Origin of the sequence: Pseudomonas sp. M2(2023) (assembly GCF_030263955.1) — a bacterium.
GTDB lineage: Bacteria > Pseudomonadota > Gammaproteobacteria > Pseudomonadales > Pseudomonadaceae > Aquipseudomonas > Aquipseudomonas asiatica.
Genome location: NZ_CP127114.1, coordinates 3,694,113 through 3,720,317, shown reverse-complemented (window position 1 = coordinate 3,720,317; position 26,205 = coordinate 3,694,113). Strand labels below are relative to the sequence as shown.

Here is a 26,205-nt window from a genome sequence, read left to right as displayed (position 1 = left end):
GCGCTGATTTTATGGGTAAACCCCGTGCAAGTAAAATTTCTGTAGCAAATTTATTCGTAGGATTAAGTACAAAAGCCGCTTGTAACTGGCTGAAAGCCTTGAGATTCGGGCATTGCGTGCGGTTTTGTTAATTATGTTTCCTGCGAATGGTAACGAATTGCAAGTTTCGAAATGATAATTAATATCATTTGGTCTGATGTCTGATATTTCCGTTGTTCTGTGTCTTGTAAAGTTCATCTGGCGATTCCCCCTACTTGCAAATGCGAAAAACGCCTGTTCTAGCAGCTTCTGACGCCGCTTGCCCCGCCCTGGGTCAATACTTTACCGATTGTGCGATGACTGGCTGATGAAGCGATCGCCCACTGGCCGAGCCAGTAGGTGAGGATGATCAGGTACGGCGCGGCGGCGAACGGGCTGACGAAGCGGTCGATACCGATCAGGCTGTCGGAGAGCACGAACAGGCAGGCGCCGAGCGCGGCGAGCCCGCCACAGGCCAGGGCGCGCCAGAGCATGGCGCTGATGGCCAAGGCGTAGAGCACAACCGGGATCAGTAGTGGGCCGAGGCCGTGGCTGGCCAGTACGCCGAGCAGAGTGATGCCGGTGATGCCGCTCAGCAGCAGTGCGGGCAGGGCTGGGCGCAGGGTCTGGCTGCAATAGGCGCGCAGGTAGGCCAGGTGGGCGCAGAGGAAGGCAGCAAGGCCGAACACGAACAGGTCGGCGGGGATGGCCAGCAGGATGTCGCCGAGTACCGAGAAGGCCAGGCCGAGGGTGATCCAGCGGCGATAAGGTGTGGCAGGGGTGCTGCGCAGCCAGGCGATCAGGGTCAGTACCGGGATCGGTTTGGCCGGGAGGGCGAGCAGGGTGCTGTCGCTGGCCAGTGCATATATATAGAGGGCGGCGGCGGTCAGGGCGAGAATCATCAGGTGGCTTGGACGAAGCATGGGCAGTCCTTGCGGCTGTGCTGCCTCAAGCATAGACCTGATCCAGGGTTTTGCTTCCTTCTGTACCGGCCCTTTCGCGGGTAAACCCGCTCCTACAACGATAGGTGGTCCATGTAGGAGTGGGTTTACCCGCGAATAGGCCGGTGCAGGCGCTGCCGAAGTGCGGCATAAAACAGATTTGTCCCCTTCCATGTAGGCCATTTCCCAAACATACTCCTGTCGCCTTTTTTCCGTTGCGGCTGCTGTGGCAGCGCTCTAGTCTCGGCGTGTCGTTGCACATCAACGACACGGCTTTGACAGGCCGGAATTGAAAGAAGGTGCACTTGCTTTGCCTCAATGGCGGCTGTGCGTGTGGGCACGCTTGCGTGCGCCGGTCTTTCTTTCTTTCCACCGGTCTGTCAACCCGCGCATAGCTGCCACCCAACCGTTTGACAGCGGGCGGATGGTGGCCAAACAGGAAAGAAAGGAGCGAGTCATGCTGAAAGTTGTCCCCGATCCACCCCACAACCCCCATTCCCTCGAAGACACCCTGATCCAGGCCACCGACTACGCACTGTGCGCGGCGACCGTGGTGCATCAGGCCTTGCTGCTGCAGCCCAAATCACCGGCTTCGATCCTGATGATGACCTCGATGCATGAGCTGGAGGCGCTGCGGGCTTTGCTTGAGTCGGCATTGGTTCAGGTGCAGATGCCCGCAGAGCCCAGGACTTCACACTAGGGCTGATTAATGTGTTGCCAGGGCCGGTCCTTTCGCGGGCGCGCCCGCTCCCACAGGATCACCACAGCCTTCAAGGTTTGTACTGTACCTGTGGGAGCGGGCGAGCCCGCGAAGAGGCCGGCCCTGGCAGTCGAGAGTTTTCAGGGGAATGATCAATGACAACAGAAGACACCCAGTTCACCGTCGGCAAAACCACCTTCTACCAAGGTGAAAACGGTACTCACCCACTGTTCCGCATCGAGCCCGGCATTCCTTGTCGGGATGCCCGCGAGCAGTCCTCGGAGCTGATGGGCTATGTGCGCGAACTGACCATCACCGGCCTGATGGATGAGAAACCCATGATGATCTGGGCCGCCCACTATCTGAGCGCGATGGCCAAGGCACTGATGGATGATGCCGAGCTGGGCATGAAGCACTGAGGTGCTACCGACAGGCGCGATTTCTCCTGTGGGAGCGGCCTTGCGTCGCGATTGGGGTGCGAAGCGCCCCCGGGATTTGTGCATCATCGCAAGATTGCCGGGGCCGCTTTGCGGCCCTTTCGCGACGCAAGGCCGCTCCCACATGTTCGGCGCTAACCTGTTGTCCTTGAAGGGTGTGGTACAGACCAAAAAGAAAGGCCCGGGGCATTAACAAGCCTCGGGCCTTTCTTCAACAGCAACCCACTATCAGTGGAACTGCTCTTCCTCGGTCGAACCGGTCAGTGCAGTCACCGACGATGCGCCACCCTGAATTACGGTGGTCATGTCGTCGAAGTAGCCAGTGCCCACTTCTTGCTGGTGCGCCACGAAGGTGTAGCCTTTGTTGGCGTCAGCGAATTCCTGCTCCTGCAGCTTCACGTAGGCGGTCATGTCGTTGCGGGCGTAGTCGTGCGCCAGGTTGAACATGCCGTGCCACATGTTGTGGATGCCGGCCAGGGTGATGAACTGGTGCTTGTAGCCCATTGCCGACAGCTCGCGCTGGAACTTGGCGATGGTCGCGTCGTCCAGGTTCTTCTTCCAGTTGAAGGAAGGCGAGCAGTTGTACGACAGGATCTGGTCCGGATACTCCTTCTTGATCGCTTCGGCGAAGCGGCGGGCTTCGTCCAGGTCCGGCTTGGCGGTTTCGCACCAGATCAGGTCGGCGTACGGCGCGTAGGCCAGGCCGCGGGCGATGGCCTGGTCGAGGCCGGCGCGTACCTTGTAGAAGCCTTCACGGGTGCGCTCGCCAATCACGAACGGCTGGTCGTACGGGTCGCAGTCGCTGGTCAGCAGGTCGGCGGCGTTGGCGTCGGTACGGGCCAGGATGATGGTCGGCACGCCCGATACGTCAGCTGCCAGGCGCGCGGCCACCAGCTTTTGCACGGCTTCCTGGGTCGGTACCAGTACCTTGCCACCCATGTGGCCGCATTTTTTCACCGAGGCCAGCTGGTCTTCGAAGTGCACACCTGCGGCGCCTGCTTCGATCATGTTCTTCATCAGCTCGTAGGCGTTCAGTACGCCACCGAAACCGGCTTCGGCGTCGGCCACGATCGGTGCGAAGTAGTCGATGTAGCCATCGTCGCCCGGGTTCTTGCCGGCTTTCCACTGGATCTGGTCGGCGCGGCGGAAGGCGTTGTTGATGCGCTTGACCACGGTCGGTACCGAGTCGACCGGGTACAGCGACTGGTCAGGGTACATGGACTCGGCCGAGTTGTTGTCGGCGGCAACCTGCCAGCCGGACAGGTAGATGGCCTGGATGCCGGCCTTGACCTGCTGCACTGCCTGGCCGCCGGTCAGGGCGCCCATGCAGTTGACGAAATCTTTTTCTGGGCGGAAGGACGGGTGGGCACCTTCGGTGACCAGCTTCCACAGTTTTTCTGCACCCAGGCGGGCCAGGGTGTGCTCCGGCTGCAGGGAGCCACGCAGGCGAACGACATCAGCGGCGGTGTAGGTACGGGTCACGCCTTTCCAGCGCGGGTTCTCGGCCCAGTCTTTCTCGAGGGCTGCAATTTGCTGTTCGCGTGTCAGTGCCATGGAAATAAACCTCGTCGCATCGATCTTGGGGTAATTGTGCTGATGCTCGGAGCAGATCAGGAGCTGGCGGCTGTCCTGTTCGCAGGAGTGCGGCGGCGAACGCGAAGGCTCGAAGGGGAAGGGTGTGCAGGCCAGGCGAAAGGGTGCTCCGGCAGGTCGGCTCGTGGTTGCCTTGCTGCGGTGCTACGCGATTGCCAGTACTGCGGTGATGCGCTTCCGTCCCTCGGGACAACTTCTTCGTTGCAGTCGCAATCCCGTCGAACCGCCTTGTGGGCCGTATAGACACGAGACGCCTCCAGGGGTGGGAGGAACGCGCCTCGAAGGCCCTTGCCAGGGCCCCTGATTAGCGGGAGCGAGGCCATCATGCCCTTGGGAAAAAGACCCTGTCAAATGTTTTGTAGTGGTTTTTTTCACTTACTACATCTTTGGTCTAATGCGACTTGGCAGTCAGTTTCAAGGCCTTTGGTCGAGGCCTTGAATTGCCTGGGATTAGTCGAGAAGGTCGACTTTGACGCGCAAAGTCATGTTTTCACCCCGTTGGGTGCTGTAACTGTGGCTTGAGGCGCTACGGTCGGCTTGGCTCTGCTGGTTGTAGCCGGCCAGGGTGATCCATTCTCCGAGCTTTCCGGTAATTGTCGTGTCGGTGCTTTGCACTTTCACTACATCAGCACGTTCCTGGCTGATACGGTCATTATTCGTGCTTATTTGCAGACGAACCGTATCGCCACTCAAGCTGGGGGTGACGTAGAAACCCTGGGTCACGTTGCGGTATTCGGTATTGCTCTGGATGCGCCCGTAGCCGTCGGTGCTGGTGCTGGTGATCGGGATGCTCTGGCCAATCTGGATCAGCGCCGGCTGGCCTTCGCTGGCCTGAATCTGCTGCATGCCGCCGTCACGGTTGCTGGTGCCATAGTGGATGACGCGCGCGTTGCCACGGTTGTCCTGGAAGTTGCTGTCGTTGTTGTCGACGCTGATCAGCAGGCGCTTGGGTGCGGTATCCAGTTGTTGCAGCAGGGTGCGCAGGTCGTCGATGCGTTCGGGGCTGGCGTTGACGATCAGCTTGTTCTCGAAGGCGCTGACCGTGCCGTCCTTGCCGATGAATGCCTGGGCGGCGGGCAGCAGTTCGGCGCTGCTGCGGTGTTGTAGCGGCAATACCTCGGTGGCGGCCTGGGCGGTGAGGCTGGCGGCCAGCAGCAAGGCGGCGAATAGGGGGCGTAGCGGCATGTCCATGATCTCCGCAGGGGGAATGTTCATGATGGCAAATTTGCCCAGCTTCTGCTGGTTTCACGTTACAGAACCCCTTGAGCGGTGGCCGCTGTCAGACAAATTCCGTAACATCGCGCCCCTTGTTTTTGTACCGTCCGCCCGGATTGCCTCACAGGATGCCCATGAAACCCGCCCGACTTCGCGCCGACGTGCTCGCCGGCCTGACCACCTCGTTCGCCTTGGTGCCCGAGTGCATCGCCTTTGCCCTGGTGGCTCACCTGAACCCGCTGATGGGCCTGTATGGCGCCTTCATCATCTGCACCCTGACGGCGCTTTTCGGTGGTCGACCGGGGATGATTTCCGGTGCCGCCGGCTCGATGGCGGTGGTGATCGTTGCGCTGGTGGTGCAGCACGGTGCGCAGTACCTGCTGGCCACGGTTTTGCTGGGCGGCGTAGTGATGATCCTGTTCGGCTTGCTGCGCCTGGGCAAGCTGGTGCGGTTGGTGCCTTACCCGGTGATGCTCGGCTTCGTCAACGGCCTGGCCATCGTTATCGCCTTGGCCCAACTGGAACACTTCAAGGAGGGCGGGCACTGGCTCAGCGGTACGCCGCTGTACCTGATGATTGGACTGGTGGCGCTGACCATGGCGGTGGTCTACGTGCTGCCGAAGTTGACCCGTACGGTGCCGCCAGCGCTGGTGGCGATCCTTGGCGTTGGTTTGCTGGTGTACCTGCTTGGCCTGCCCACACGCACCCTGGGCGATATGGCGCGCATCGCCGGTGGCCTGCCGCAGCTGGCCCTGCCGGACGTGCCGTGGAACCTCGAGACCCTCAAGATCATCGCCCCCTATGCGGTGCTGATGGCCATGGTCGGCCTGCTTGAGACCCTGCTTACGCTCAACCTGACCGATGAAATCACCGAGAGCCGTGGCTACCCGGACCGCGAGTGCGTGGCGCTGGGCGCGGCCAACATGGTTTCCGGCCTGTGCGGTGGCATGGGTGGTTGCGCGATGATCGGCCAGACCATGATCAACCTCAGCTCCAATGGCCGTGGTCGGCTATCGGGGGTGGTGGCCGGGGTTATGGTCTTGCTGTTCGTGTTGTTCCTGTCGCCGTTGATCGAGCGTATTCCGCTGGCGGCGCTGGTCGGGGTGATGTTCGTGGTGGCGCAGCAGACCTTTGCCTGGGCGTCTTTGCGGGTGCTGCACAAGGTGCCGCTGAGCGATGTGCTGGCGATCATCGCGGTGACCGTGGTCACCGTGTTCACCGATCTGGCCGTGGCGGTGCTGTTCGGCATCGTCATCGCGGCGGTGAACTTTGCCTGGCAGCATGCGCGGGAGCTGTATGCCGACAGCCATGAGGATGCAGAGGAGGGCAAGCATTACCAGGTGCATGGCACGCTGTTCTTTGCCTCGACTACGGTGTTCCTGAACCAGTTCGACCCGGCTAACGACCCGGACAAGGTGACCCTGGATTGCCAGCATTTGAGCTTTGTCGATTATTCGGCGATTGCGGCGTTGAAGACCTTGCGGGAGCGGTATGCGAGGGCGGGCAAGCAGTTGCGGGTGGTGCATTTGTCCGAGCGCTGCAAGAAGCTGCTGAAGCGGGCTGGGGAGCAGCACTGAGAAGGGTTGTTGCCTGTGCTGGCCTCTTCGCGGCTAAAGCCGCTCCCACAGGGAACGCATATCCCCTGTAGGAGCGGCTTTAGCCGCGAAGAGGCCAGCACAGGCGAACGAATCACTCCCCGCGGTTCTTCTTGACGATGGCATCGGCAATGCTCGCCGGTGCCTCGGCATAACGGGTGAACTCCATCGAGAAGCTGGCCCGGCCCTGGGTCATGGAGCGCATCGAGGTGGCGTAGCCGAACATCTCGCCCAGCGGCACCTCGGCACGGATCACCTTGCCGGCCGGCGTTTCGTCACCGTCCTGGATCATCCCGCGGCGCCGGCTCAGGTCGCCGAGGATGTCACCCTGGTACTCCTCCGGGGTCACCACTTCCACCTTCATCACCGGCTCCAGCAACACCGCCCCACCTTTCTGCGACAGCTGCTTGGTGGCCATCGAGGCGGCGATCTTGTAGGCCATTTCGTTCGAGTCGACATCGTGGTACGAGCCGTCGAACACCGCCGCCTTCAGGTTGATCAGCGGGTAGCCGGCCAGCACGCCGTTCTTCATCTGCTCCTCGATGCCTTTCTGGATAGCCGGGATGTATTCGCGTGGGACCACGCCGCCAACGATCTCGTTGATGAACTCCAGGCCTTCCTTGCCCTCGTCGCCGGGGGCGAAGCGGATCCAGCAGTGGCCGTACTGGCCCCGGCCGCCGGACTGGCGGACGAAGCGGCCCTCGATCTCGCAGGTGTTGCGGATTTTCTCTCGGTAGGCCACCTGTGGCTTGCCAATGTTGGCCTCGACGTTGAACTCGCGGCGCATGCGGTCGACGATGATGTCCAGGTGCAACTCGCCCATGCCCGAGATAATGGTCTGGCCGGTCTCCTCGTCGGTGCGCACGCGGAATGACGGGTCTTCCTGGGCCAGCTTGCCCAGGGCGATGCCCATTTTTTCCTGGTCGGCCTTGGTCTTCGGCTCCACCGCCACGGAAATTACCGGGTCGGGGAAGTCCATGCGTTCGAGGATGATCGGCTTGTCCATGTCGCACAGGGTGTCGCCGGTGGTCACGTCCTTCATGCCGATCAGCGCGGCGATGTCGCCGGCGCACACATCCTTGATTTCGGCGCGCTGGTTGGCATGCATCTGCACCATGCGGCCGATGCGTTCCTTCTTGCCCTTTACCGAGTTGAGCACCGCGTTGCCGGAGCTGAGCACGCCGGAGTACACCCGGGCGAAGGTCAGGGTGCCGACGAACGGGTCGGTGGCGATCTTGAATGCCAGGGCCGAGAACGGCTCGCTGTCGTCGGCGTGTCGCTCCAGGTGCTTTTCTTCGTCATCCGGGTCGGTGCCCTTGATGGCCGGAATCTCCGACGGGGCGGGCAGGTAGTCGATGACCGCATCGAGCATCAGTGGCACGCCCTTGTTCTTGAACGACGAGCCGAGGATGGTCGGCACGATTTCGTTGGCGATGGTGCGTTGGCGCAGTGCGGCCTTGATTTCGTCGACGCTCAGTTCCTGACCTTCGAGAAACTTCATGGTGAGCTCGTCATTGGCCTCGGCCGCTGCCTCGACCATGTGCGCGCGCCACTCGTCGGCCAGTGCCTGCAGCTCGGCAGGGATGTCTTCTTCGCGGTAGCTGGTGCCCTGGTCGGCATCGTTCCAGTAGATGGCCTTCATCTTCACCAGGTCGATCTGGCCGATGAAGTTCTCTTCACTGCCGATGGCCAGCTGGATCGGCACCGGGTGGTGGCCCAGGCGCTGGTCGATCTGCTTGACCACGCGCAGGAAGTCGGCGCCCTGGCGGTCCATCTTGTTGATGTAGGCCAGGCGGGGCACGTGGTACTTGTTGGCCTGGCGCCATACGGTCTCGGACTGCGGTTCGACCCCGTCCGCGCCGCTGAACACCACTACCGCGCCATCGAGCACGCGCAGCGAGCGCTCCACCTCGATGGTGAAGTCGACGTGGCCCGGGGTGTCAATGATGTTGAAGCGATACTTGTGGGCGAACTGCTTGGTCGAGCCCTGCCAGAAGGCAGTGGTCGCCGCCGAGGTGATGGTGATGCCGCGCTCCTGCTCCTGGGCCATCCAGTCCATGGTCGCGGCACCATCGTGCACTTCGCCCATCTTGTGGTTGACCCCGGTGTAGAACAGGATCCGCTCGGTGGTCGTGGTCTTGCCGGCGTCCACGTGGGCGACGATACCGATATTGCGATACAGCTCGATGGGCGTTGTACGGGCCATGGCGGACTACCTGCGGATGAGCGGATTCTCCCACGGTAGCAGAACGGGAGAATCCTGCTTTACCGCCGGGCCGTCAGTCGGCCAGGGCTTGCAGCAGCCACTGGCCATCCACTTCGCGGGCCAGGCCGCTGGCAGGCAGCAGGGCCAGCAGGCGCGTGTGCAGGGCCGCTTCGGTGAAGGTCTTGAGGGTGGCCAGGTCCAGTGCGCCGACCAGGTTGAGATCGGCCTTGGTGTACGACAGCCAGGCCTTTTTCAGGGCTTGGGCGACGTCGCTGCCGGAGGTGCTGGCAAAGCGGCGGTGCCATTGGCGGCCGTCGAAGGTGAAGGTGTGGGCGTGGCTGTAGGTGCCTTGGTCGCCCCCTTCGGTGCAGCGATGGCAACGGCACGGGCCTTCGCCGAAGGCGTTGCGCAGGTAGCTGTTGAAGTCCACCACGGGCTTGAGGGACAGGCGTTTGTCGACTTCGAACAGGTCGGCGATCAGGGGTTCTTCGGCGCTCACTAGGGATCCTCGTGTGGTGTGGCGTGCATCGGCGGGCACCCTAACAGATCGGGCCTCTCAGATCACCTTTCGCAGGCCCGGCCTCTTCGCGGATACTGCGCAGGCCTTGGGCAATGTGCGGTCACTGTAGGAGCGGGTTTACCCGCGAAGAGGCCAGTAGAGACAATAGAGATCACCTGCCGTACTCTACGCGCCCATACGCCTATACACCCACAGAGGTAACCCGCTTGAGCACCAAGTACCCGTACATCGCCACCATCACCGTCAGCGCCGAAGACCGTGGCGGCGACGCCGAGGCCTCGGAAAACCCCAATATGCGCGTTGGTCTGGAAGCGGTGACCGAAACGCTGAAGAAGGTGCATTTCGTCGGTACGCTCGCAGCCCCCGAAAAGAACGCCACGCACATCTGCGTGACCCTGGAGAACGGCCTGACCTACTACGGCCCGATCGTCAACGGGCACGCCGAACTCGAAGGCGGCTGGATTGCCTTCGAGTCCGACATGCTCACCCCGCAGGAACTGGGTCTTTAAGCCCCCGTTCCTCTCAGGAGCCCAGCTCCGCCAGGCACTGCTCGAGGATATCCAGGCCCTCCTCGAGCACTTCGGCCTCGATGGTCAGCGGTGCCAGCAGGCGGATGATCTGCCGCGCCTTGCCGCTGGGCATCAGCAACAGGCCCTTGGCCCGCGCCGCTTCCATCACCTTGGCCAGTTGCGCCGGTGCCGGGCTGCCGTCGGCATTGACGAACTCGATCCCGCGCATCGCGCCGACGCCGGTGAGGCGGCCGATGAACGGGCTCAGTCCCGAGGCCTTCCAACGCTCGAAGCGGCGCACGATTGCCTGCTCCTGGCGCTCACCCCAGGTAGCGACGTTCTCGTCGGTCATCTGCGCCAGACTGGCCAGGGCCGCTGCGCAGGCGATCGGGTTGCCTGAGTAGGTGCCACCCAGGCCGCCCTTGGGCAGCGCTGCCATCAACTCCTTGCGCCCGACCACCGCACCCAGCGGCATGCCGCCGGCAATGCTCTTGGCCAACAGCAGCAGGTCGGGCTCGATGCCCAGACGCGGGAAGGCGAAGCGCTGGCCGGTGCGGCCGAAGCCCGACTGGATCTCGTCGATGATGATCAGGATGCCGTGCTCGTCGCAGAAGCGGCGCAGGGCCTGGGCGAAGGCTGGGTCAAGGGCGAGGAAGCCGCCTTCGCCCTGCACCGGCTCGAAGATGAACGCCGCCACGTCCTCCACTGCCAGCTCGACGCTGAACAGGCGGTCCATGGCCTTGAGGGCCTGTTCGCAGGTAACCCCGGTGTCGGCGCTGGGGTAGGGCAGGTGGTACACCGGCCCCGGCAGTTCACCGACCCGCTGCTTGTATGGGGCGACCTTGCCGTTGAGGTTCAGGGTGGCCAGGGTGCGACCGTGGAAGCCGCCGTCGAAGGCGATGATGGCGCGTTTGCCGGTGGCACCACGGGCCACTTTCAGGGCGTTTTCCGCAGCTTCCGCGCCGCTGTTGGTGAGCATGCCGGCCAATGGGTAGCTGACCGGTACGAATTGGCTCAGTTGTTCCATCAGCGCCAGGTATGGGCCGTGGGGGGCTGCGTTGAAGGCGTAGTGGGTCAGGCGAGCGGCCTGGGCCTGGATCGCTTCGACCACGGCCGGGTTGCAGTGGCCCAGGTTGAGTACACCGATACCGCCGACGAAGTCGATGTAGCGTTTGCCGTCGGTGTCCCAGACTTCGGCATTACGGCCATGGGAAAGTGTGATCGGGTGAACGATGGCAATGGATTGGCTGATACTTTCCTGGTTCATGGGCACGCGGACCTTTGTTCGAATTTCTTATTATCCAAGCGTGTTGGCAGGTTATTCCGCAAACGAATTATTCGATTGCGGTCATTCCCTGGATTCTTGATCTTGGCTGATTTTGTATTACTAGCACTGGCCTCTTCGCGGGTAAACCCGCTCCCACAGGTACGGCGCCACGCTTGAAATGTGTGCGATCCCTGTGGGAGCGGGTTTACCCGCGAAGAGGCCCGCCCATGTGATATCAGTCCCCCTCGGCCACCCGCTCCCGAATCCACTGCACGAAGGCCCTGACCTTGGGCACTTCGGCCGCATGCTCGGCATGGGCGATGAAGTGCCGGCCATTGCTCGCCACCGGGTGGTCCCAGGCCACCACCAGCTTGCCCTCGCTCAACTCTTCGGCCACCAGGTAGCGCGGAATCAGGGCGATGCCGCAGCCGGCAATGGCCGCGCGGATGCACAGGTAGAACGTGTCGAAGCGGGGCCCGTGGTAGCTGTTCTGGCTATGCAGCCCCAGCCCCAGGAACCATTCGTGCCAGGCCTCCGGGCGCGACACGCACTGCAACAGGCGGTGTTCGGTCAGCGCCTGGGCGCTGTTGAACCGGTGGTTGGCCAGCAGCTGCGGGCTGCACACCGGCACCACTTCCTCGCTGAACAGCTCGATGCAGGTTGCCCCGGGCCAGGTGCCCTGGCCGAAGAAAAACGCAATGTCGGCCTTGGCCTGGACCAGGTCGAACGGCTCCAGCTCATTGCGGATATCCAGGTGAATGCGCGGGTAGCGGTCGCCAAAACCCTTCAGCCGAGGTACCAGCCAGCGCGCGCCGAAGGTGGGCTGGGTGGCGATGCGCAGCACTTCGGTCTCGTCGCCGTAGCTGAGGATGTAGCGGCTGGAAATGTCGATCTGGGTGAGGATCTTGTTCACTTCGGTGAGGTACAGCGCGCCAGCCGGGGTCAGGTGCAGGCGCCGGCGAATGCGCTGGAACAGCGAGTGCGACAGCATGTCCTCGAGCTGCGCCACCTGCTTGCTGACGGCGCTCTGGGTGAGGTGCAGTTCCTGGGCCGCGCGGGTGAAGCTGAGGTGGCGGGCGGCCGCTTCGAAGCACTGAAGGGCGGTGGTCGAAGGCATCAGGCGTTTGGACATGACGGGCAAATACCGAGCAAAAAAGGAAGGAGTTCATTCCATAACGGAATCATGTGTTTCGAAAAGGTCGTTTGTTGACCTCGGCCTATAGATTAATACTGACCTGGATCAACGATTACAACCGGTCGTGCGAAGAGGAGGTCAGTACCCGCTTCCGGCATCTGCAAAACAACAAAAACGAACATCAGAAATTTATAAGAATTCTGCTCCAGTCTTCAGCCGCCCCGCTGCGGCCGACCCATTCGAGGGTTCTTCATGGCTTCGCCAAACAACAAACAGCGCTCCCTGCAGCACGGCCTGACGTCCCGTCAGGTATCCATGATCTCCATCGCCGGCATCATCGGCGCCGGCCTGTTCATCGGTTCTTCCAACGCCATCGCCACCGCCGGCCCGGCCATCCTCATCTCCTACGCCATGACTGGCCTGCTGGTCTTGCTGGTGATGCGCATGCTGGGTGAAATGGCCATCGCCAACCCCAACAGCGGCTCGTTTTCCACCTATGCCTCCGAGGCCATCGGCCCTTGGGCGGGCTTTACCATCGGCTGGCTGTACTGGTGGTTCTGGGTACTGATCATTCCGGTCGAGGCCATTGCCGGCGCCGACATCCTGCATGCCTACTTCCCTGGCGTGCCGTCGTGGCTGTTCGCCTTCCTGATCATGCTGGTGCTGTCGGGTACCAACCTGATCAGCGTGAAGAACTTCGGTGCCTTCGAGTACTGGTTCGCGCTGGTCAAGGTGGTGGCGATCATCGCCTTCATCGTGGTCAGCAGCCTGGCGGTGTTCGGCGTCTGGCCGCTGGCCGAGGTGTCCGGGGTCAGCCGGTTGTGGGACAACGGCGGCTTCATGCCCAACGGTTTCGGCACCGTGCTCGGCGGCGTGCTGATCACCATCTTCTCGTTCTTCGGCGCCGAAATCGTCACCATTGCCGCTGACGAAACCGCCAACCCGAAAGACAAGATCCGCCGCGCTACCAACCTTGTTGTATACCGCATCGCCATCTTCTACCTGGCGTCGATCTTCCTTGTGGTGTCGCTTGTGGCGTGGAACGACCCGGGCCTCAAAGCGGTAGGTTCGTTCCAGCGCGTGCTGGAAGTGCTGAACGTGCCGGGCGCCAAGCTGCTGGTGGATATCGTGGTGCTGGTTGCCGTGACCAGTTGCATGAACTCGGGCCTGTACACTGCGTCGCGCATGCTCTATTCGCTGGGCGCCCGTGGCCAGGCGCTGAGCGTTACCAAGCGTATCTCCGGCTCGGGCGTACCGACTGTGGCGGTCATCTTCTCGACCCTGGCCGGCTTTGCCGGGTGCTTCGTCAACTATGTGTTCCCGGGCAAGGTATTCGGCTTCCTGCTGTCCACCACCGGCGCCATCGCCTTGCTGGTGTACCTGGTGATTGCCGTTTCGCAGCTGCGCATGCGGGCCCGTGCCGAGCGCGAAGGACGGCCGCTGGAGCTGAAGATGTGGCTGTTCCCATGGCTGACCTGGCTGGTGATCGGCACCATCGTCATGGTGCTGGGCTACATGCTGTTCAGCGATGCCTACCGCTACGAGACGCTGATGACCGCCGGGGTGACCGCGTTCATCCTGCTGGTTTCGCTGACCCAGCGGCGCGCCAGGGTGGTTGCCCAGACGGCCTGATGTTTCTGCTTTAATGTGGGGGCGTTGCGCGCCCCCCATATCAACAAGCACAGGAAGCGTATGAACGACCACACCCTTTCCCTCCAGGCCCTTGCCGCACCCGACGGCACTTGCTACGGCTGCGGTTGCTCCCACCCCAGCGGCCTGCACCTGCAAAGCCACTGGGACGCTGACGGCATCCACCTCGTGTGCCGGCACGCGCCCGACAGTACCTTCATCGGCTGGCCCGGCCTGGTCTACGGCGGGCTGCTGGCGATGCTGGTCGACTGCCACTCCAACTGGACGGCAATGGCTTACCACTACCGCAACGAAGGTCGCGAAGCGGGCAGCCTGCCGCGCATCGACTGTGTCACTGGCAGCCTTGGCCTGAACTACCTCAAGCCCACGCCAATGGGTGTCGAATTGTTGCTCAAGGCGCGTGTGGAAGGTGAGGTGGGGCGCAAGACCCGGGTGCTCTGCGAAGTCTGGGCCGATGATGTGCTGACAGTGACTGCCGACTCGGTGTTCGTTCGCGTCGATACCGAAAAGCTCAAGCTCAAGGCCCACGGCCAGGCCTGAGCCGCCGGTGCTGATGAGTGGTCGGTGATGGTCAGCGGCCGGGGATGTCTCTAGAGTGAGAGGTTCATTCCCCAGGCAAGGTTGATCATGACCGATCTCAGTGCTTTCCCCATTACCCGCAAGTGGCCCGCCAGACACCCCGAGCGCCTGCAGCTGTATTCGCTGCCGACGCCCAACGGCGTCAAGGTGTCGATCATGCTCGAAGAGATCGGCCTGGCCTATGAGTCGCACAAGGTCAGCTTCGACAACGATGACCAGCTGAGCCCCGAGTTCATCTCGCTCAGCGCCAACAACAAGATCCCCGCCATCCTCGACCCCAATGGCCCTGGCGGCCGGCCGCTGCCGCTGTTCGAGTCGGGGGCGATCCTGCAGTACCTGGCAGAGAAGAGCGGCCAGTTGCTCAGCCAGGACCCGGCCCAGCGTTACCAGACCTTGCAGTGGCTGATGTTCCAGATGGGTGGCATCGGGCCGATGTTCGGCCAGGTCGGATTCTTCCATTTCTTTGCTGGCAAGGAATACGAGGACAAGCGCCCGCGGGACCGTTATGTCAATGAGTCCAAGCGCCTGCTTGGTGTTCTGGAGCGGCATCTGAAGGGCCGGGAATGGATGGTCGACGAGTACAGCATTGCCGATATCGCGATCTTCCCGTGGGTGCGTAACCTGGTTGAGCGTTACAACGCCCGAGACCTGGTTGGCTTCGATCAGTTCAAGGAAGTGCAGCGAGTGCTGGCGGCGTTCCTCGAGCGGCCGGCCGTGCAACGCGGGCTGAAAATTCCAGGGTGAGGTTGGCTGTAAGGGCCCTATCGCCGGCAAGCCGGCTCCTACAGATAATGCACAGGGCTTGAGCTCTGTGGTGTTCCTTTGGGAGCTGGCTTGCCGGCGATAGGGCCAGTGAAGGCGAAACTGTTTCCAGCCTCAGAAGATGTGGTGCAGAAGCCAGTACAGGCTGCCGGCCAACAGCATCGCTGCCGGCAAGGTCAGCACCCACGCCATCAGCAGGTTGACCAGCGTGCGCTTCTGTATCCCCGACCCGTTGGCCACCATGGTCCCGGCCACCCCGGAACTCAGCACGTGGGTGGTCGACACCGGCAACCCGAACATGTCCGCCGCACCAATGGTGCACATTGCCACCACTTCGGCCGAAGCCCCTTGGGCATAGCTGAGGTGGGTCTTGCCGATCTTCTCGCCTACCGTCACCACGATGCGCCGCCAGCCGACCATGGTGCCCAGCCCCAGTGCGATGGCCACGGCCACTTTCACCCACAGCGGGATGTAGCGGGTGGCATCATCCAGCTGGGTCTTGAACAGCAGCACCTGGCTGCGTGTACCTGCATCGAATACCACCAGCTGGTTCTTCTCGATCAGGCGGATGGCTTCGCTGGTCAGGTACATGTCGTTGCGTACGTTGGCCATGGCTTCGGCCGGTACCCGCTTGAGCGAGCCATAACCTTTGACCTCTTCGCCGATCATGCCGGTCAGTGCCGCCAGCGCTGGTATCAGTTGCGGGTTGGCCCTGGGCTCGGCAATGAACGTGGTCAGCACCTGGCGTGGGTCGGCCGGTGCTGCTTGCGGGGCGCCGCGCACCAGTGCCTGGCGGGTAACCTCGGCGACCGCGGAAAATTGCAGGGCCTGTTCATTGGGCATGGTCTTGTTCAATGCGTAAGCCATCGGCAGGGTGCCAACCAGAATCAGCATGATCAGGCCCATGCCTTTCTGGCCGTCGTTGGAGCCGTGGGCAAAGGACACCCCGGTGCAGGTCAGGATCAGTACACCGCGAATCCACAACGGTGGTGGTGTCTGGCCTTCCGGCGCCTGGTACAGCGCCTTGCGCTTGACCAGCGCGCGCAGGGCCAGCAGCAACAGGGCGGCACAGGCAAAGCCGATCAGTGGCGAGAACAGCAGGGCATAACCGACCTTGCTGGCCTGGGCCCAGTCCACGCCACTGGTGCCGTCGCGCCCGTGCATCAGGGCATTGGCCACGCCCACGCCGATGATCGAACCGATCAGGGTGTGCGAGGATGAGGCCGGCAGGCCCAGCCACCAGGTGCCGAGGTTCCAGATGATCGCTGCCAGCAGCAGGGCGAAGACCATGGCGAAACCGGCCGAGGAGCCGACCTGCAGAATCAGCTCCACCGGCAGCAGGGCGATGATGCCGAACGCCACCGCGCCACTGGAAAGCAGCACGCCGAGGAAGTTGCACAGCCCGGACCAGACCACGGCGACGGGGGCAGGCAACGAGTGGGTGTAGATGACGGTGGCCACTGCGTTGGCGGTGTCATGGAAGCCATTGACGAACTCGAAGCCCAGTGCAATCAGCAATGCCAGGCCCAGCAGCAGGAATGGCGTGACCGTGGTGATTACCGTGCCGCTGGCCGTCACATCCTGCTTCAGGCTCCAGGCGGTGTAGGCGATACCGGCCAGCAGCAGGCCGAAGAACAACACCAGGGTGGCTCGCCCGGGCTTGTGGGCAAGTTGCGGGCGGGCATCGCGTTGGGCCAGTTGCGGCAGGCTGGCCAGTGAAGGGGTTGCCATGGTGGCTCCGGTCGGGGTGGGGCAAGGGTGCCGAAGGCCTTGAGCATAGAAACAATTCGTAACCCGGCCGTGACCTCGATCAATGATTTATCTAGGCTCAAGACGGACGGTAGTGGCAGGAGAAACCCATGATTCGCTGCAAGCGTGTCTACGATGCGGTTGAGCAAGACGACGGTCAGCGCGTGCTGGTCGATCGCCTTTGGCCGCGCAACAAGCGCAAGGAAGACCTGCACGGGCAGTGGTTGCGCGAAGTTGCACCCTCGGATGAGTTGCGCAAGGCGTTTCACCAGGGTGAAGTGGATTTCGCCGGCTTCATCCAGCGTTACCAGCAAGAGCTGGCGGCCCACCCCGAGCACTGGTACCCGCTGCTGGATCTGGCCGGAAAGGGCACGCTGACATTGCTTTATGCGGGCAAGGATACCGAGCACAACAATGCCCGGGTGCTGGCTGAATGGCTGGAGGACGAACTGGACCGGCGTGGGCCCGGCAGTTCGCCCGTGTGCTACGCCCCATGATTGATATTCGTTGTGCTGGCGATAGGGCCGGACCTGGCAAACCGAAGAGTATGAAATGTGATGTCCCTGAAACTGACCCCCGCCAACGACACCCACCGCACCTTCGCCCGAGACCTCACGCGCCGCGCGATGCTGCCGTACTACCGCGAATACGACCTGCTGTGGCTAGAGGAAGCCTTCGACGAAGCCTGGGACTGGCGCGAGCAGTGGCTGGTGACCGATGGCGACGCGGTACTCGGCTTCTGCAGCCTCAGCCAGGACCGCCAGGCGCTGTTCATTCGCGAGTTGCACCTGCTACCCGAACACCGTGGGTGCGGGGTCGGCAGCTGGGTGCTGGAGCAGTTGGCACTGTGGGCCCGCCAGCGGCACCTGCCGCTGCTGCGGCTGATGGTGTTTCGCAGCAACCCGGCGCGCGTGCTCTACCAGCGCCACGGCTTCGTTGAAATGGGTGAGGACGAATGCTTCGTGCGCATGCAACGCACGATCGACCAATAGCTCAATGATGGCTTGTCGCCACTGGAGAGCATCGGCATAGTGAACCCAAGCGTTCACGGCTACCTGCAGCGGGTAGGCCGTACATGAGTATGATCAGGGATAAGGAGAACCCCCATGAATGGAATCGGTCCGCGGCTGCGGGAAGAGCGTGAGCGTCTGGGGATGACCCAGCGCGTGTTTGGCGATATCGGCGGCGTCGAACCCAATGCCCAGGGCAAATACGAGAGTGGTGAACGCTCGCCGCGGCTCGATTACCTGGCGGCATTGGCAACCCGAGGCGTGGATGCACTATATGTGCTCAGCGGTATCCGCACCCCGGCACCGCTCGAGGGGCTGAGCGCCGATGAGTCCGGTTTGCTGGGGGCTTTCCGGCAGTTGTCGTGCGACGATCAGGCCGCACTCTGGCACTTGTTGCGGCGTTTGACCAACAACGACAAATCCCGGCAGACAGTGAGGCCGCTCACGGTTGAACGTCAGGCGTTTCTTACGGAAGGAATGCGTTAGGTCCGCCGTGAAAAATTTTGTTAAGGTGGCGGGATCCAATCGCCCTGCTGACGAGGTGTGTGCTTGATTAGGGTCTTAGTGGTCGACGATCACGATCTGGTACGAACCGGTATTACACGCATGCTGGCCGACATCGATGGCCTGCAGGTGGTGGGTGAGGGCGATTCGGGCGAGTCGGCGCTCAGGCTGGCCCGTGAACTGAAGCCGGATGTGGTGCTGATGGACGTGAAAATGCCCGGCATCGGCGGCCTTGAGGCCACCCGCAAGCTGCTGCGCAGCCACCCGGACATCAAGGTGGTTGCCGTGACCGTGTGCGAGGAAGACCCGTTCCCCACGCGCCTGCTGCAGGCCGGCGCTGCTGGCTACCTGACCAAGGGCGCCGGCCTCGACGAAATGGTCCAGGCCATCCGCCTGGCCTTCGCCGGCCAGCGCTACATCAGCCCCCAGATTGCCCAGCAGATGGCGCTGAAGCCATTCCAGCCACAGGGCTCACCGTTCGATGCCTTGTCGGAACGGGAAATCCAGATTGCCCTGATGATCGTCGGCTGCCAGAAAGTGCAGATCATCTCCGACAAGTTGTGCCTCTCGCCCAAGACCGTCAATACTTACCGTTATCGGATCTTTGAAAAACTCTCGGTCACCAGCGACGTCGAACTGACCTTGCTGGCCGTTCGCCACGGCATGGTCGACGCAAGCCTGTAAAACCTCATGTCCCAAGTTTTCGATGCCAGCGCATTCCTGGCTACCTGCAGTGGTCGCCCGGGCGTCTACCGGATGTTCGACGGCGAAGCCCGGCTGCTTTACGTGGGCAAGGCCAAGAACCTCAAAAAGCGCCTGGCCAGCTATTTCCGCAAGACCGGCCTGGCGCCCAAGACCGCCGCGCTGGTGGCCCGCATCGCCCAGGTCGAAACCACCATCACCGCCAACGAAACCGAGGCGCTGCTGCTGGAGCAGAACCTGATCAAGGAGTGGCGGCCGCCCTACAACATCCTGCTGCGCGATGACAAATCCTACCCCTACGTGTTCCTTTCCGACGGCGAGTTTCCGCGGCTGGGCATTCACCGTGGGGCGAAGAAGGCCAAGGGCCGCTACTTTGGCCCGTACCCCAGCGCCGGCGCCATTCGCGAAAGCCTCAGCCTGCTGCAAAAGGCCTTTTCGGTGCGCCAGTGCGAAGACAGCTACTACGCCAACCGCACCCGGCCATGCCTGCAGTACCAGATCAAACGCTGCAAAGGGCCCTGCACGGGCCTGGTGACCGCCGAGGAATATGCCGAGGACGTGCGCCACTCGGTGATGTTCCTCGAAGGGCGTAGCCAGCAACTGGGCAACGAGCTCAATGCCGAGATGGAGAAGGCCGCCATGGCCCTCAATTTCGAGAAGGCCGCCGAGTTGCGCGACCAGATCGCCTTGCTGCGCCGCGTCCAGGACCAGCAGTACATCGAAGGCGGCAGCGGCGATGTCGACGTTATCGCCGCCTTCGTCAACCCCGGTGGCGCCTGCGTGCACCTGATCAGCGTGCGCGGCGGCCGGGTGCTGGGCAGCAAGAATTTCTTCCCGCAGGTAGGCATCGAGGAGGAGGTAGCCGAAGTGATGGCCGCGTTCCTTTCCCAGTACTACCTGGGCAATGCCGAGCGCGAATTGCCGGGTGAACTGATCGTCAACGTGGTGCACGAAGACTTCGCCGCCATCAGCGAAGCCCTGCAGACCCTGCGTGGCCGCGAGCTGACCATCAGCCACCGGGTACGCGGTACCCGCGCCCGCTGGCAGCAGCTGGCGGTGACCAACGCCGAGCAGGCGCTCAATGCGCGCCTGGCCAACCGCCAGCACATGGCCGCACGTTTCGAGGCCCTGGCCGAGGTGCTGGGCCTGGACGAGGTGCCGCAGCGCCTGGAGTGCTACGACATCAGCCATTCCAGCGGCGAAGCCACCGTGGCCAGCTGCGTGGTGTTCGGCCCCGAAGGCCCGCTCAAGTCCGACTACCGCCGCTTCAACATCGAAGGCGTCACCGCTGGTGACGACTACGCCGCCATGCACCAGGCCCTGACCCGCCGCTACGGGCGCATCAAGGATGGCGAGGGCAAGCTGCCCGACGTGCTACTGGTGGACGGCGGCAAAGGCCAGTTGAACATGGCCCGTGACGTGATGCAGGAGCTGGGCTTCAGCGACCTGACCCTGCTTGGCGTGGCCAAGGGCGTGACGCGCAAGGCCGGTTTCGAAACCCTGTACCTGAACGACGTGCACCATGAGTTCACCCTCAAGGGCGACTCACCAGCCTTGCACCTGATCCAGCAGATCCGCGACGAGGCCCACCGTTTCGCCATCACCGGCCACCGCGCCCGCCGCGGCAAGGCCCGCCGGGTGTCCAGCCTGGAGGATGTGGCCGGGGTAGGGCCCAAGCGCCGGCGCGACCTGCTGAAACATTTCGGCGGCCTGCAGGAGCTCAACCGCGCCAGTGTCGATGAAATTGCCAAAGCACCCGGCATCAGTAAAAAGCTTGCCGAGTCGATTTATGCCAGCCTGCATAGCGAGTAGAATGCGGGCTCAACTTGCGGCCAGTCGTACCGATGAATATTCCAAACCTGCTCACCGTTCTACGCGTCCTGCTCATCCCGATCTTCATCCTGCTGTTCTATGTGCCCTATCACTGGAGCTACATGGCCGCCAGCAGCGTGTTCGCCGTTGCCGCCGCCACCGACTGGCTGGATGGCTACCTGGCGCGCCGCCTGCAGCAGAGCACGCCGTTCGGTGCCTTCCTCGACCCTGTGGCCGACAAGCTGATGGTGGCGGTGGCCCTGGTGCTGCTGGTGCAGACCCACGCCAACTTCTGGCTGACCCTGCCGGCCGCGGTGATCATCGGCCGCGAGATCGTGGTTTCGGCGCTGCGCGAGTGGATGGCCGAGCTGGGCGCGCGGGCGCATGTGGCGGTGTCCAACCTCGGCAAGTGGAAAACCGCGGCGCAGATGCTGGCGCTGGTGATCCTGTTGGCCAACCCGCCGGCGGTGACCTTCTGGGTAATTCTCGGTTACGCGCTGCTGCTGGTGGCGGCGGGGCTGACCCTGTGGTCGATGGTGCACTACCTGCTGGCCGCCTGGCCGCACCTGCGCGAAGGCTCGGAGCAGAAATAAAAGTTTTTTTGAATCAAGGGGTTGACGCTGTTTTAGAAATCGCTAGAATGGCACCCATCACGACGCGGGAATAGCTCAGTTGGTAGAGCACGACCTTGCCAAGGTCGGGGTCGCGAGTTCGAGTCTCGTTTCCCGCTCCAAATATAGATTTACAGGGTTCCATGGAAGTCTGTAAATCATTGAAAAAAGACGCTTCGGCGTCTTTTTTCGTTTCAGTCAAAGCCACTATTGCATCCAGGTGTTGAGCGGTAGATGTTTGCCATCACTGCTGTGCACCGCTCGCTAATTTCATGGCTCCGCCTTTATGGCGCTCGTGCTGGCCTCGAAGCGGCGTGGCCTTCCCAGCCTCAAGTTGATTGAGGTGTTTGCTCACACTGTGGCGGTAGCGGACCGTCGGTAGGCCTACTGCAGGCCGATGATAGCGTCCGATGGCTGGCTCCAGGTTACTCGTTACAATGCGCACGAAGGTTCATAAGGCTCGTGAGCGTAGCTGAGTGCTGCTCCCCTTGAGTTGCCGCCAAGTGCAGGCGTTCACTCAGCCACATGATCTGCGCAGCTTTCTGATAGAGCTCCTGTACCGAAAGACTCACATGTGGCCGTAACAGCGCCAGGCTGCTTTGCCTGGCGCCATCGTGCACGGGTTGGATCAAGCCGTGGCGTAGTCCAAGCCCCTGCGCGACCTCCCACAACCGGGGCCTATTCAAGAAGACATCCTTGGTCCAAAGGACGGGAACAGTCGCTTGTTGGCGATGATGGGGCCTGAAGTCCAATGCGGTCTGGACAAGTCGTTCTCCACCCAATGGAAGGTTGCCCGCATGAACCTCGTGGGTGGGGCAGGTGCAGCTGAAGCTGTAGAAATGGAAGCCCAGTTCATCCGTGATTGCAGGGAGTTCCTTGAGCAAGGCGGGCAGCGCTCGCAAACGCTCCCAGTCTTGTGCTGTTCTGTTGAGCATCGCACCTCCCTGTAGGATCGCTCTTACGGTCGGAGGACTGGCACTCAGCGTCTTCAAATACCAACCGGACCCATCAACTATAAGCCGGGCATTGCGCCGAAGAAATAAACAAAATGTTTAAAGCCTTATCGCGTGGATGAAAAATCGTTCATCGTGGCCAGGCAGCAACAGAAATCCTGGCTCATAGCTGTTCGGGCTCGTATAGACATACAGGCTGGGCAGCCCGCTCTGCACTTCCTGCAGCAAGCGCAATCCCTGCCAGTGAAACAGCGTCCGGTATATCGGCTCGGCTTCGCCTGGCTTGTACACCGCTTTGCTGATCCGTCGCCCCAGCTGCCACCGGCCCAGCCTTGCGACACACGCACCCAGCAGGAGCTGAACTCGTTGTTCTGGCTTTCACGGTCCCAGGGAAAGCTGACCTTCACCCGGCCCGACTCATCGCAATAGATTTCTTCTCCCTTCGGGCCGACCACGGTAGCCATGTGTGCTCCGCCGATGTGACGATGAGGTCCATGGTATTTTTCGTGCACGAACTGCATGGACATCTCATTGGTCGAAAAGTCCGGTTGCGTACACTTATGCAGGTGAAATTATGGTTTACCAGTTTAGCTTTAGTTCTTCGTTTATTGTTTCCCAGAATCTATGATTGCTAAGGGCTTTAAGCAAGGGGAGAGTTAGGGCTTCTGTGTTTGATAATTCAACTTCCTAATTGAGGGTGTTGACTTTTTCCAGTTGTTGTGTGTTCCGTACAGGAAATAGTGGTTTCGATAGGGTTCTATTGATGATATGTCTTGATGGCCAATTATTCTCCAATCGCCACTTTTGTCAATTTTCTTGTCGAATAAAGCGTAACTATCTAGCAGCAGCGGTCGGCATGCTAAGGCTGATTGTTCCAGTTCTTGCTGGGTGATTGATGGGCTGTCTTTAGTGATATTTAATATTTCGACTGCGTGCCCGACAATCATTTTTGACAAGATTTTACCAAAATGATAGTTGCTGTTGTCTTTGGTGAGGCAGAATATATCTCCGGGAGAGATTTTTCTCAGCATTGTTCTCTCTTTATCTTCCCACTTCCAGGTTTTTAGCTCCTTCATGGGCAAGCTCCAATTTTTTCTGTTCTTGTTGGCTTAGTTGATGCTGGGTGGTATGTCGAGTTCATTCTGGTGCTGGCCTCTCTGTAATATCTACCGAAATACAATGCCCTGTCATCGGTTCTGGCGAGGTCAAAGGAAAGCCCAGTGGCGCAGATAGCTTATGCGTTCGCTTCGCCCAAGCGGGTCACGTGTCTCGATCAGGCGCCCGATACCCTGTCGATCAGTTCGTTTGACGAACTGGCCCGCGACGACCTCTGCTTGCCAGCAGTTCCCAAGTGCATCGACATGCTTGTAAACGTCGTACATATGGATCTCGATAGCGGTGAACTCGCTGATAGTAGGAATAGGTTGCCGCAGTCGTCATAGGCAAATGGTATGAGTCCGGCTAGCGAAGGGGTGCTTTTGACTAGTTGTTTGTAGACGTTTTCTATCGTGGCTTCACCATATTTTATTGATAAAAAGCTATTTATTAGAAGCTCGGACTCGGTGTGTTGTTTATCATCAATGAATCCGCCGTTATTGGTCAGATAAAAGTTTATAAATTCACTTGTTGGGTGTGCATTTATTGATTTTGTGAATGCAAGAAAGTCACTTGTGGATATGGGTTGTTCACTTTCTATTAATTTTACGGGCACGGTTTTGCTCCTTTAGAAAATCTGGCAGGATGTGTCTACATTTTGCCTGTCGCGGCTGCGTACTGATTTACGCCACCATTGTGAGTTATCCCGAGGCGTCCAGCCGTTCGACCACACGCCCGCTGCGGTTGTAGCGAAATTGCAGTTTCTTTTGCGCAGGATCGATGTAGCGCATGAGCTGGCCGGCGGCATCAACTTCGTAGCGGTCGATACGACCATCGGGCCGTTCGCTTTCTATGAGGTAGCCGCGAGCGTCATAGCGGAAGTGGGTCTGCTCTCCCCGGGCGTTGATGCTTTCGCTCAGGCGACCCTGCAAGTCGTAGTGGTACAGCGTCTGGTTGTTGCTGCAGTCGCGATAGTTGAGAAGCTGGCCACGGGTGTTCCAACCTAGGTGCTTGGTCTTTTCGAGGGCATCGGTGACGCGGGTAACACGACCTTCCGGGTTGTATTGATACTGTGGATGGCGCGTCAGCAGCTACTGAGCGCTGAGGGTGGGGTGCGCCTGCAGCATCCACGAACCAGGGCAATGCCCTGCTTTGGAGGCGATCGATGCCTGAAAAATCGACTTTGCTGCGTCAAGAAGTTGCTTATTGCAGCTCGGGGAGATTTGTTAGAATTTTCCCGGTACAGCAACTTTGGTCATGAGGGCTTGGTTTCAGTGAATATTCTTTCGATTTCCCTTGCGTATTGCCTGGGGTAGGGTATTCGGATCTTTGTTATGTATTCTGATAGTTCGCTTTTTCTTTTCGATATCATGTAGTATTCAATAGTGTGGCCGATTTGGAAATTTACCTTGGGGCGTGATTGATTATATTATCTCTGCCTCCGTTTGGCTCTCTGTAGGTGGCTTGTTTTTTTATGATGTAGGCAATTAAATGTTTTTGGTGGTTTGATATGATGTGCAGCAAGTCTTCGCAAGAAATCGAGGCATGTTGCATCCATTTTTCCATTAGATTTATAATGGTTTCGTGGACTTTTGAACTTCTGTCTATTTTCTCGGGGATGTGCTTGTCTAGGTCGTCAAGGAAGGTTATGTGGGTGTCGGACTGCATAAGTTCGGATAGTTTCATTTAAAATCCTTTGTAATTGCTTAGATCTTGCAGTACCTCAATTAACTCACTCCCTGGGTGTCTGTAGGGATCTTTGGCTGCATGCTCCCAAGGTGTTACTTTTTCAAGGTTGTATGGGTGTGAATGTGTTGCCGTCGCGTTGAGGCCAGTGGCGGTGGTTTAGCTCGATCGAGACGTTTCTAGTTCTTTCCTCTTGGGTTTTGAAATGAAACTCTCTGACTCGAATTCTTGGGGCAAGGCCTAGGCGCATTCTGAACATATTTACTGATGAGTACATGCCCTTGGCGCAGCTTTGAGGTGACAACGGTTGTCGTCATGAGATGCTTTTCCTGGACTCGTGTGGGTCATTTGATATCGGGTTGCTTTTTACTTGCTACGAAATATGCAAAGGCGTTATTCGTGAGGTACTTTCCATTTTGTCCGTTGTAATAACTGGCAGCGTCTGGCCATGCAAGGAAATTATTTTCTGGTTTTTCGGAAATGTTGCCGCTTTTGCGGTCAATTGAAAAAAGTTGCATCGCTCCCTTCCTAGCTATCTTAAATACTGTTTTTACAAACAAATCGGTTGCCGGGTCTTTCTTGGGGTCGTATGAAGCAGATAGCCTTCCATTTCGAAGGCAGGTGGGATCGTAGTCTGCTATGTTGGGTCTGATGTACTGGATGAGACCAGGGCCGACCGTCGCCCCGAAGTAGGAGTTTCTATCCTCGTTGGGGAATATATAATTTTTGCTGTATATGTGCTCTGGTAGTATTAGTTTGTTCCATATGGAGTGCTGTGGGCTGTCATTGTGGCATTCATTTAACGTGGGCATTGTTTTGGGTGATCGCTCCTCCCATTTTCCCGTCTCGATAAATGTTATCTCGGGAAGTTGGGATAGCAGTTCTTTGGAGAAGCTAAGTTCATCGGCTTTCGTCATAAATACTAGGAGTGTTGGTGTTTTGTTGGCCATTATTGA

General features: G+C 60.2%; 26 protein-coding genes, 1 tRNA gene and 1 pseudogene. 14 read left to right on the top strand and 14 right to left on the bottom strand.

The window, feature by feature from the left end:
• Window positions 1–278: 278 nt before the first annotated feature.
• Complete coding sequence (locus tag QN085_RS17215) at window positions 279–941, bottom strand: lysoplasmalogenase (RefSeq protein ID WP_031324253.1); 663 nt, start codon at window positions 939–941, stop codon at window positions 279–281.
• Between the two features lie 475 nt (window positions 942–1,416).
• Here QN085_RS17215 and QN085_RS17210 point away from each other — a divergent pair, with 475 nt between their 5' ends.
• The gene (locus QN085_RS17210) at window positions 1,417–1,659 is read left to right on the top strand and encodes a hypothetical protein (protein WP_023660665.1); all 243 of its coding nucleotides are present in this window, start codon (window positions 1,417–1,419) and stop codon (window positions 1,657–1,659) included.
• A 155-nt stretch (window positions 1,660–1,814) separates the two neighbouring features.
• Window positions 1,815–2,078 (top strand): DUF3077 domain-containing protein, encoded by a 264-nt coding sequence (locus QN085_RS17205; RefSeq protein ID WP_023660664.1) that lies wholly within the window; start codon window positions 1,815–1,817, stop codon window positions 2,076–2,078.
• Between the two features lie 246 nt (window positions 2,079–2,324).
• Here the strand turns inward: QN085_RS17205 and aceA are convergent, their stop codons facing one another.
• Window positions 2,325–3,650 carry an isocitrate lyase gene (gene aceA, locus QN085_RS17200; protein WP_013973380.1) on the bottom strand — a complete coding sequence of 442 codons (1,326 nt, stop codon included), beginning with the start codon at window positions 3,648–3,650 and terminating at the stop codon, window positions 2,325–2,327.
• A 489-nt stretch (window positions 3,651–4,139) separates the two neighbouring features.
• A complete protein-coding gene (locus tag QN085_RS17195; protein WP_024087406.1) occupies window positions 4,140–4,874 on the bottom strand; it encodes a secretin N-terminal domain-containing protein in 735 nt (244 codons plus the stop codon).
• Between the two features lie 164 nt (window positions 4,875–5,038).
• Here QN085_RS17195 and QN085_RS17190 point away from each other — a divergent pair, with 164 nt between their 5' ends.
• Window positions 5,039–6,481 (top strand): SulP family inorganic anion transporter, encoded by a 1,443-nt coding sequence (locus tag QN085_RS17190; protein WP_023660663.1) that lies wholly within the window; start codon window positions 5,039–5,041, stop codon window positions 6,479–6,481.
• Between the two features lie 112 nt (window positions 6,482–6,593).
• Here QN085_RS17190 and fusA read toward each other — a convergent pair whose 3' ends face one another.
• Together fusA and QN085_RS17180 are read right to left on the bottom strand one after the other, a co-directional pair.
• Window positions 6,594–8,705: an elongation factor G gene (fusA, locus tag QN085_RS17185; RefSeq protein WP_013973378.1), complete on the bottom strand. Its 2,112-nt coding sequence runs from the start codon at window positions 8,703–8,705 to the stop codon at window positions 6,594–6,596.
• Window positions 8,706–8,778: 73 nt separating this feature from the next.
• A complete protein-coding gene (locus tag QN085_RS17180) occupies window positions 8,779–9,204 on the bottom strand; it encodes a hypothetical protein (protein ID WP_003260997.1) in 426 nt (141 codons plus the stop codon).
• A gap of 227 nt (window positions 9,205–9,431) precedes the next feature.
• Between QN085_RS17180 and QN085_RS17175 the strand changes: the two genes are divergently transcribed.
• Window positions 9,432–9,734, top strand: a complete 303-nt coding sequence (locus QN085_RS17175; protein WP_013973376.1) for a hypothetical protein — start codon at window positions 9,432–9,434, stop codon at window positions 9,732–9,734.
• Window positions 9,735–9,747: 13 nt separating this feature from the next.
• On the opposite strand, the gene QN085_RS17170 is transcribed toward QN085_RS17175, so the two are convergent.
• Window positions 9,748–11,001 carry a 2-aminoadipate transaminase gene (locus QN085_RS17170; protein WP_013973375.1) on the bottom strand — a complete coding sequence of 418 codons (1,254 nt, stop codon included), beginning with the start codon at window positions 10,999–11,001 and terminating at the stop codon, window positions 9,748–9,750.
• 235 nt (window positions 11,002–11,236) lie between these two features.
• Window positions 11,237–12,133 (bottom strand): transcriptional regulator GcvA, encoded by an 897-nt coding sequence (gene gcvA, locus QN085_RS17165; RefSeq protein ID WP_013973374.1) that lies wholly within the window; start codon window positions 12,131–12,133, stop codon window positions 11,237–11,239.
• Window positions 12,134–12,388: 255 nt separating this feature from the next.
• Between gcvA and QN085_RS17160 the strand changes: the two genes are divergently transcribed.
• From QN085_RS17160 to QN085_RS17150, 3 genes are all read left to right on the top strand, one after another.
• Entirely contained in the window at window positions 12,389–13,768 is a 1,380-nt protein-coding gene (locus QN085_RS17160; RefSeq protein ID WP_013973373.1) for an amino acid permease, read from the top strand.
• A 60-nt stretch (window positions 13,769–13,828) separates the two neighbouring features.
• The gene (locus QN085_RS17155) at window positions 13,829–14,326 is read left to right on the top strand and encodes a PaaI family thioesterase (RefSeq protein WP_023661751.1); all 498 of its coding nucleotides are present in this window, start codon (window positions 13,829–13,831) and stop codon (window positions 14,324–14,326) included.
• A gap of 87 nt (window positions 14,327–14,413) precedes the next feature.
• Window positions 14,414–15,109, top strand: a complete 696-nt coding sequence (locus QN085_RS17150; RefSeq protein WP_023661750.1) for a glutathione S-transferase N-terminal domain-containing protein — start codon at window positions 14,414–14,416, stop codon at window positions 15,107–15,109.
• A gap of 132 nt (window positions 15,110–15,241) precedes the next feature.
• Here QN085_RS17150 and QN085_RS17145 read toward each other — a convergent pair whose 3' ends face one another.
• A complete protein-coding gene (locus tag QN085_RS17145) occupies window positions 15,242–16,858 on the bottom strand; it encodes an inorganic phosphate transporter (RefSeq protein WP_013973370.1) in 1,617 nt (538 codons plus the stop codon).
• Between the two features lie 128 nt (window positions 16,859–16,986).
• Here QN085_RS17145 and QN085_RS17140 point away from each other — a divergent pair, with 128 nt between their 5' ends.
• The 7 genes from QN085_RS17140 to QN085_RS17110 all read left to right on the top strand — a co-directional run bounded on the left by QN085_RS17140 (window position 16,987) and on the right by QN085_RS17110 (window position 21,637).
• Window positions 16,987–17,373 carry a DUF488 domain-containing protein gene (locus QN085_RS17140; RefSeq protein ID WP_013973369.1) on the top strand — a complete coding sequence of 129 codons (387 nt, stop codon included), beginning with the start codon at window positions 16,987–16,989 and terminating at the stop codon, window positions 17,371–17,373.
• Window positions 17,374–17,433: 60 nt separating this feature from the next.
• Window positions 17,434–17,868 carry a GNAT family N-acetyltransferase gene (locus QN085_RS17135; protein WP_024087404.1) on the top strand — a complete coding sequence of 145 codons (435 nt, stop codon included), beginning with the start codon at window positions 17,434–17,436 and terminating at the stop codon, window positions 17,866–17,868.
• Window positions 17,869–17,982: 114 nt separating this feature from the next.
• The gene (locus tag QN085_RS17130) at window positions 17,983–18,372 is read left to right on the top strand and encodes a helix-turn-helix domain-containing protein (RefSeq protein WP_023661749.1); all 390 of its coding nucleotides are present in this window, start codon (window positions 17,983–17,985) and stop codon (window positions 18,370–18,372) included.
• A gap of 63 nt (window positions 18,373–18,435) precedes the next feature.
• On the top strand, window positions 18,436–19,074 hold the full coding sequence (gene gacA, locus QN085_RS17125; RefSeq protein WP_015271036.1) for a response regulator transcription factor GacA: 639 nt from the start codon (window positions 18,436–18,438) through the stop codon (window positions 19,072–19,074).
• Window positions 19,075–19,080: 6 nt separating this feature from the next.
• Window positions 19,081–20,904, top strand: a complete 1,824-nt coding sequence (uvrC, locus tag QN085_RS17120; protein WP_013973365.1) for an excinuclease ABC subunit UvrC — start codon at window positions 19,081–19,083, stop codon at window positions 20,902–20,904.
• 32 nt (window positions 20,905–20,936) lie between these two features.
• A complete protein-coding gene (gene pgsA, locus QN085_RS17115) occupies window positions 20,937–21,497 on the top strand; it encodes a CDP-diacylglycerol--glycerol-3-phosphate 3-phosphatidyltransferase (protein ID WP_013973364.1) in 561 nt (186 codons plus the stop codon).
• Window positions 21,498–21,561: 64 nt separating this feature from the next.
• Window positions 21,562–21,637: transfer RNA gene (locus QN085_RS17110), tRNA-Gly, on the top strand.
• 303 nt (window positions 21,638–21,940) lie between these two features.
• Here QN085_RS17110 and QN085_RS17105 read toward each other — a convergent pair.
• The 6 genes and pseudogenes from QN085_RS17105 to QN085_RS17090 all read right to left on the bottom strand — a co-directional run bounded on the left by QN085_RS17105 (window position 21,941) and on the right by QN085_RS17090 (window position 26,199).
• Window positions 21,941–22,450: an autoinducer binding domain-containing protein gene (locus tag QN085_RS17105; protein WP_013973363.1), complete on the bottom strand. Its 510-nt coding sequence runs from the start codon at window positions 22,448–22,450 to the stop codon at window positions 21,941–21,943.
• Window positions 22,451–22,758: 308 nt separating this feature from the next.
• Window positions 22,759–22,947 (bottom strand): annotated as a pseudogene (locus QN085_RS26030) (hypothetical protein); the annotation flags it as partial.
• Window positions 22,948–23,124: 177 nt separating this feature from the next.
• Window positions 23,125–23,544, bottom strand: a complete 420-nt coding sequence (locus tag QN085_RS17100; protein WP_049866927.1) for an Imm26 family immunity protein — start codon at window positions 23,542–23,544, stop codon at window positions 23,125–23,127.
• A 197-nt stretch (window positions 23,545–23,741) separates the two neighbouring features.
• A complete protein-coding gene (locus QN085_RS25870; protein WP_144084437.1) occupies window positions 23,742–24,179 on the bottom strand; it encodes an SMI1/KNR4 family protein in 438 nt (145 codons plus the stop codon).
• Between the two features lie 85 nt (window positions 24,180–24,264).
• On the bottom strand, window positions 24,265–24,651 hold the full coding sequence (locus QN085_RS26025; protein WP_268747305.1) for a hypothetical protein: 387 nt from the start codon (window positions 24,649–24,651) through the stop codon (window positions 24,265–24,267).
• 942 nt (window positions 24,652–25,593) lie between these two features.
• A complete protein-coding gene (locus tag QN085_RS17090) occupies window positions 25,594–26,199 on the bottom strand; it encodes a DUF8467 domain-containing protein (RefSeq protein ID WP_024087402.1) in 606 nt (201 codons plus the stop codon).
• Window positions 26,200–26,205 lie beyond the last annotated feature (6 nt).

What these genes read in the sequence shown, in the direction of transcription:
- fusA (WP_013973378.1), bottom strand. Translation starts at nt 8,705, where the DNA reads ATGGCCCGTACAACGCCCATCGAGCTGTATCGCAATATCGGTATCGTC.
- gcvA (WP_013973374.1), bottom strand. Translation starts at nt 12,133, where the DNA reads ATGTCCAAACGCCTGATGCCTTCGACCACCGCCCTTCAGTGCTTCGAA.
- QN085_RS17195 (WP_024087406.1), bottom strand. Translation starts at nt 4,874, where the DNA reads ATGCCGCTACGCCCCCTATTCGCCGCCTTGCTGCTGGCCGCCAGCCTC.
- QN085_RS17150 (WP_023661750.1), top strand. Translation starts at nt 14,414, where the DNA reads ATGACCGATCTCAGTGCTTTCCCCATTACCCGCAAGTGGCCCGCCAGA.
- aceA (WP_013973380.1), bottom strand. Translation starts at nt 3,650, where the DNA reads ATGGCACTGACACGCGAACAGCAAATTGCAGCCCTCGAGAAAGACTGG.
- QN085_RS17145 (WP_013973370.1), bottom strand. Translation starts at nt 16,858, where the DNA reads ATGGCAACCCCTTCACTGGCCAGCCTGCCGCAACTGGCCCAACGCGAT.
- QN085_RS17160 (WP_013973373.1), top strand. Translation starts at nt 12,389, where the DNA reads ATGGCTTCGCCAAACAACAAACAGCGCTCCCTGCAGCACGGCCTGACG.
- QN085_RS17105 (WP_013973363.1), bottom strand. Translation starts at nt 22,450, where the DNA reads ATGCTCAACAGAACAGCACAAGACTGGGAGCGTTTGCGAGCGCTGCCC.
- QN085_RS17090 (WP_024087402.1), bottom strand. Translation starts at nt 26,199, where the DNA reads ATGGCCAACAAAACACCAACACTCCTAGTATTTATGACGAAAGCCGAT.
- uvrC (WP_013973365.1), top strand. Translation starts at nt 19,081, where the DNA reads ATGTCCCAAGTTTTCGATGCCAGCGCATTCCTGGCTACCTGCAGTGGT.
- QN085_RS17140 (WP_013973369.1), top strand. Translation starts at nt 16,987, where the DNA reads ATGATTCGCTGCAAGCGTGTCTACGATGCGGTTGAGCAAGACGACGGT.
- QN085_RS17135 (WP_024087404.1), top strand. Translation starts at nt 17,434, where the DNA reads ATGTCCCTGAAACTGACCCCCGCCAACGACACCCACCGCACCTTCGCC.
- QN085_RS17155 (WP_023661751.1), top strand. Translation starts at nt 13,829, where the DNA reads ATGAACGACCACACCCTTTCCCTCCAGGCCCTTGCCGCACCCGACGGC.
- QN085_RS17205 (WP_023660664.1), top strand. Translation starts at nt 1,815, where the DNA reads ATGACAACAGAAGACACCCAGTTCACCGTCGGCAAAACCACCTTCTAC.
- QN085_RS17130 (WP_023661749.1), top strand. Translation starts at nt 17,983, where the DNA reads ATGAATGGAATCGGTCCGCGGCTGCGGGAAGAGCGTGAGCGTCTGGGG.
- QN085_RS17210 (WP_023660665.1), top strand. Translation starts at nt 1,417, where the DNA reads ATGCTGAAAGTTGTCCCCGATCCACCCCACAACCCCCATTCCCTCGAA.
- QN085_RS17100 (WP_049866927.1), bottom strand. Translation starts at nt 23,544, where the DNA reads ATGAAGGAGCTAAAAACCTGGAAGTGGGAAGATAAAGAGAGAACAATG.
- QN085_RS17190 (WP_023660663.1), top strand. Translation starts at nt 5,039, where the DNA reads ATGAAACCCGCCCGACTTCGCGCCGACGTGCTCGCCGGCCTGACCACC.
- QN085_RS17170 (WP_013973375.1), bottom strand. Translation starts at nt 11,001, where the DNA reads ATGAACCAGGAAAGTATCAGCCAATCCATTGCCATCGTTCACCCGATC.
- pgsA (WP_013973364.1), top strand. Translation starts at nt 20,937, where the DNA reads ATGAATATTCCAAACCTGCTCACCGTTCTACGCGTCCTGCTCATCCCG.
- QN085_RS17215 (WP_031324253.1), bottom strand. Translation starts at nt 941, where the DNA reads ATGCTTCGTCCAAGCCACCTGATGATTCTCGCCCTGACCGCCGCCGCC.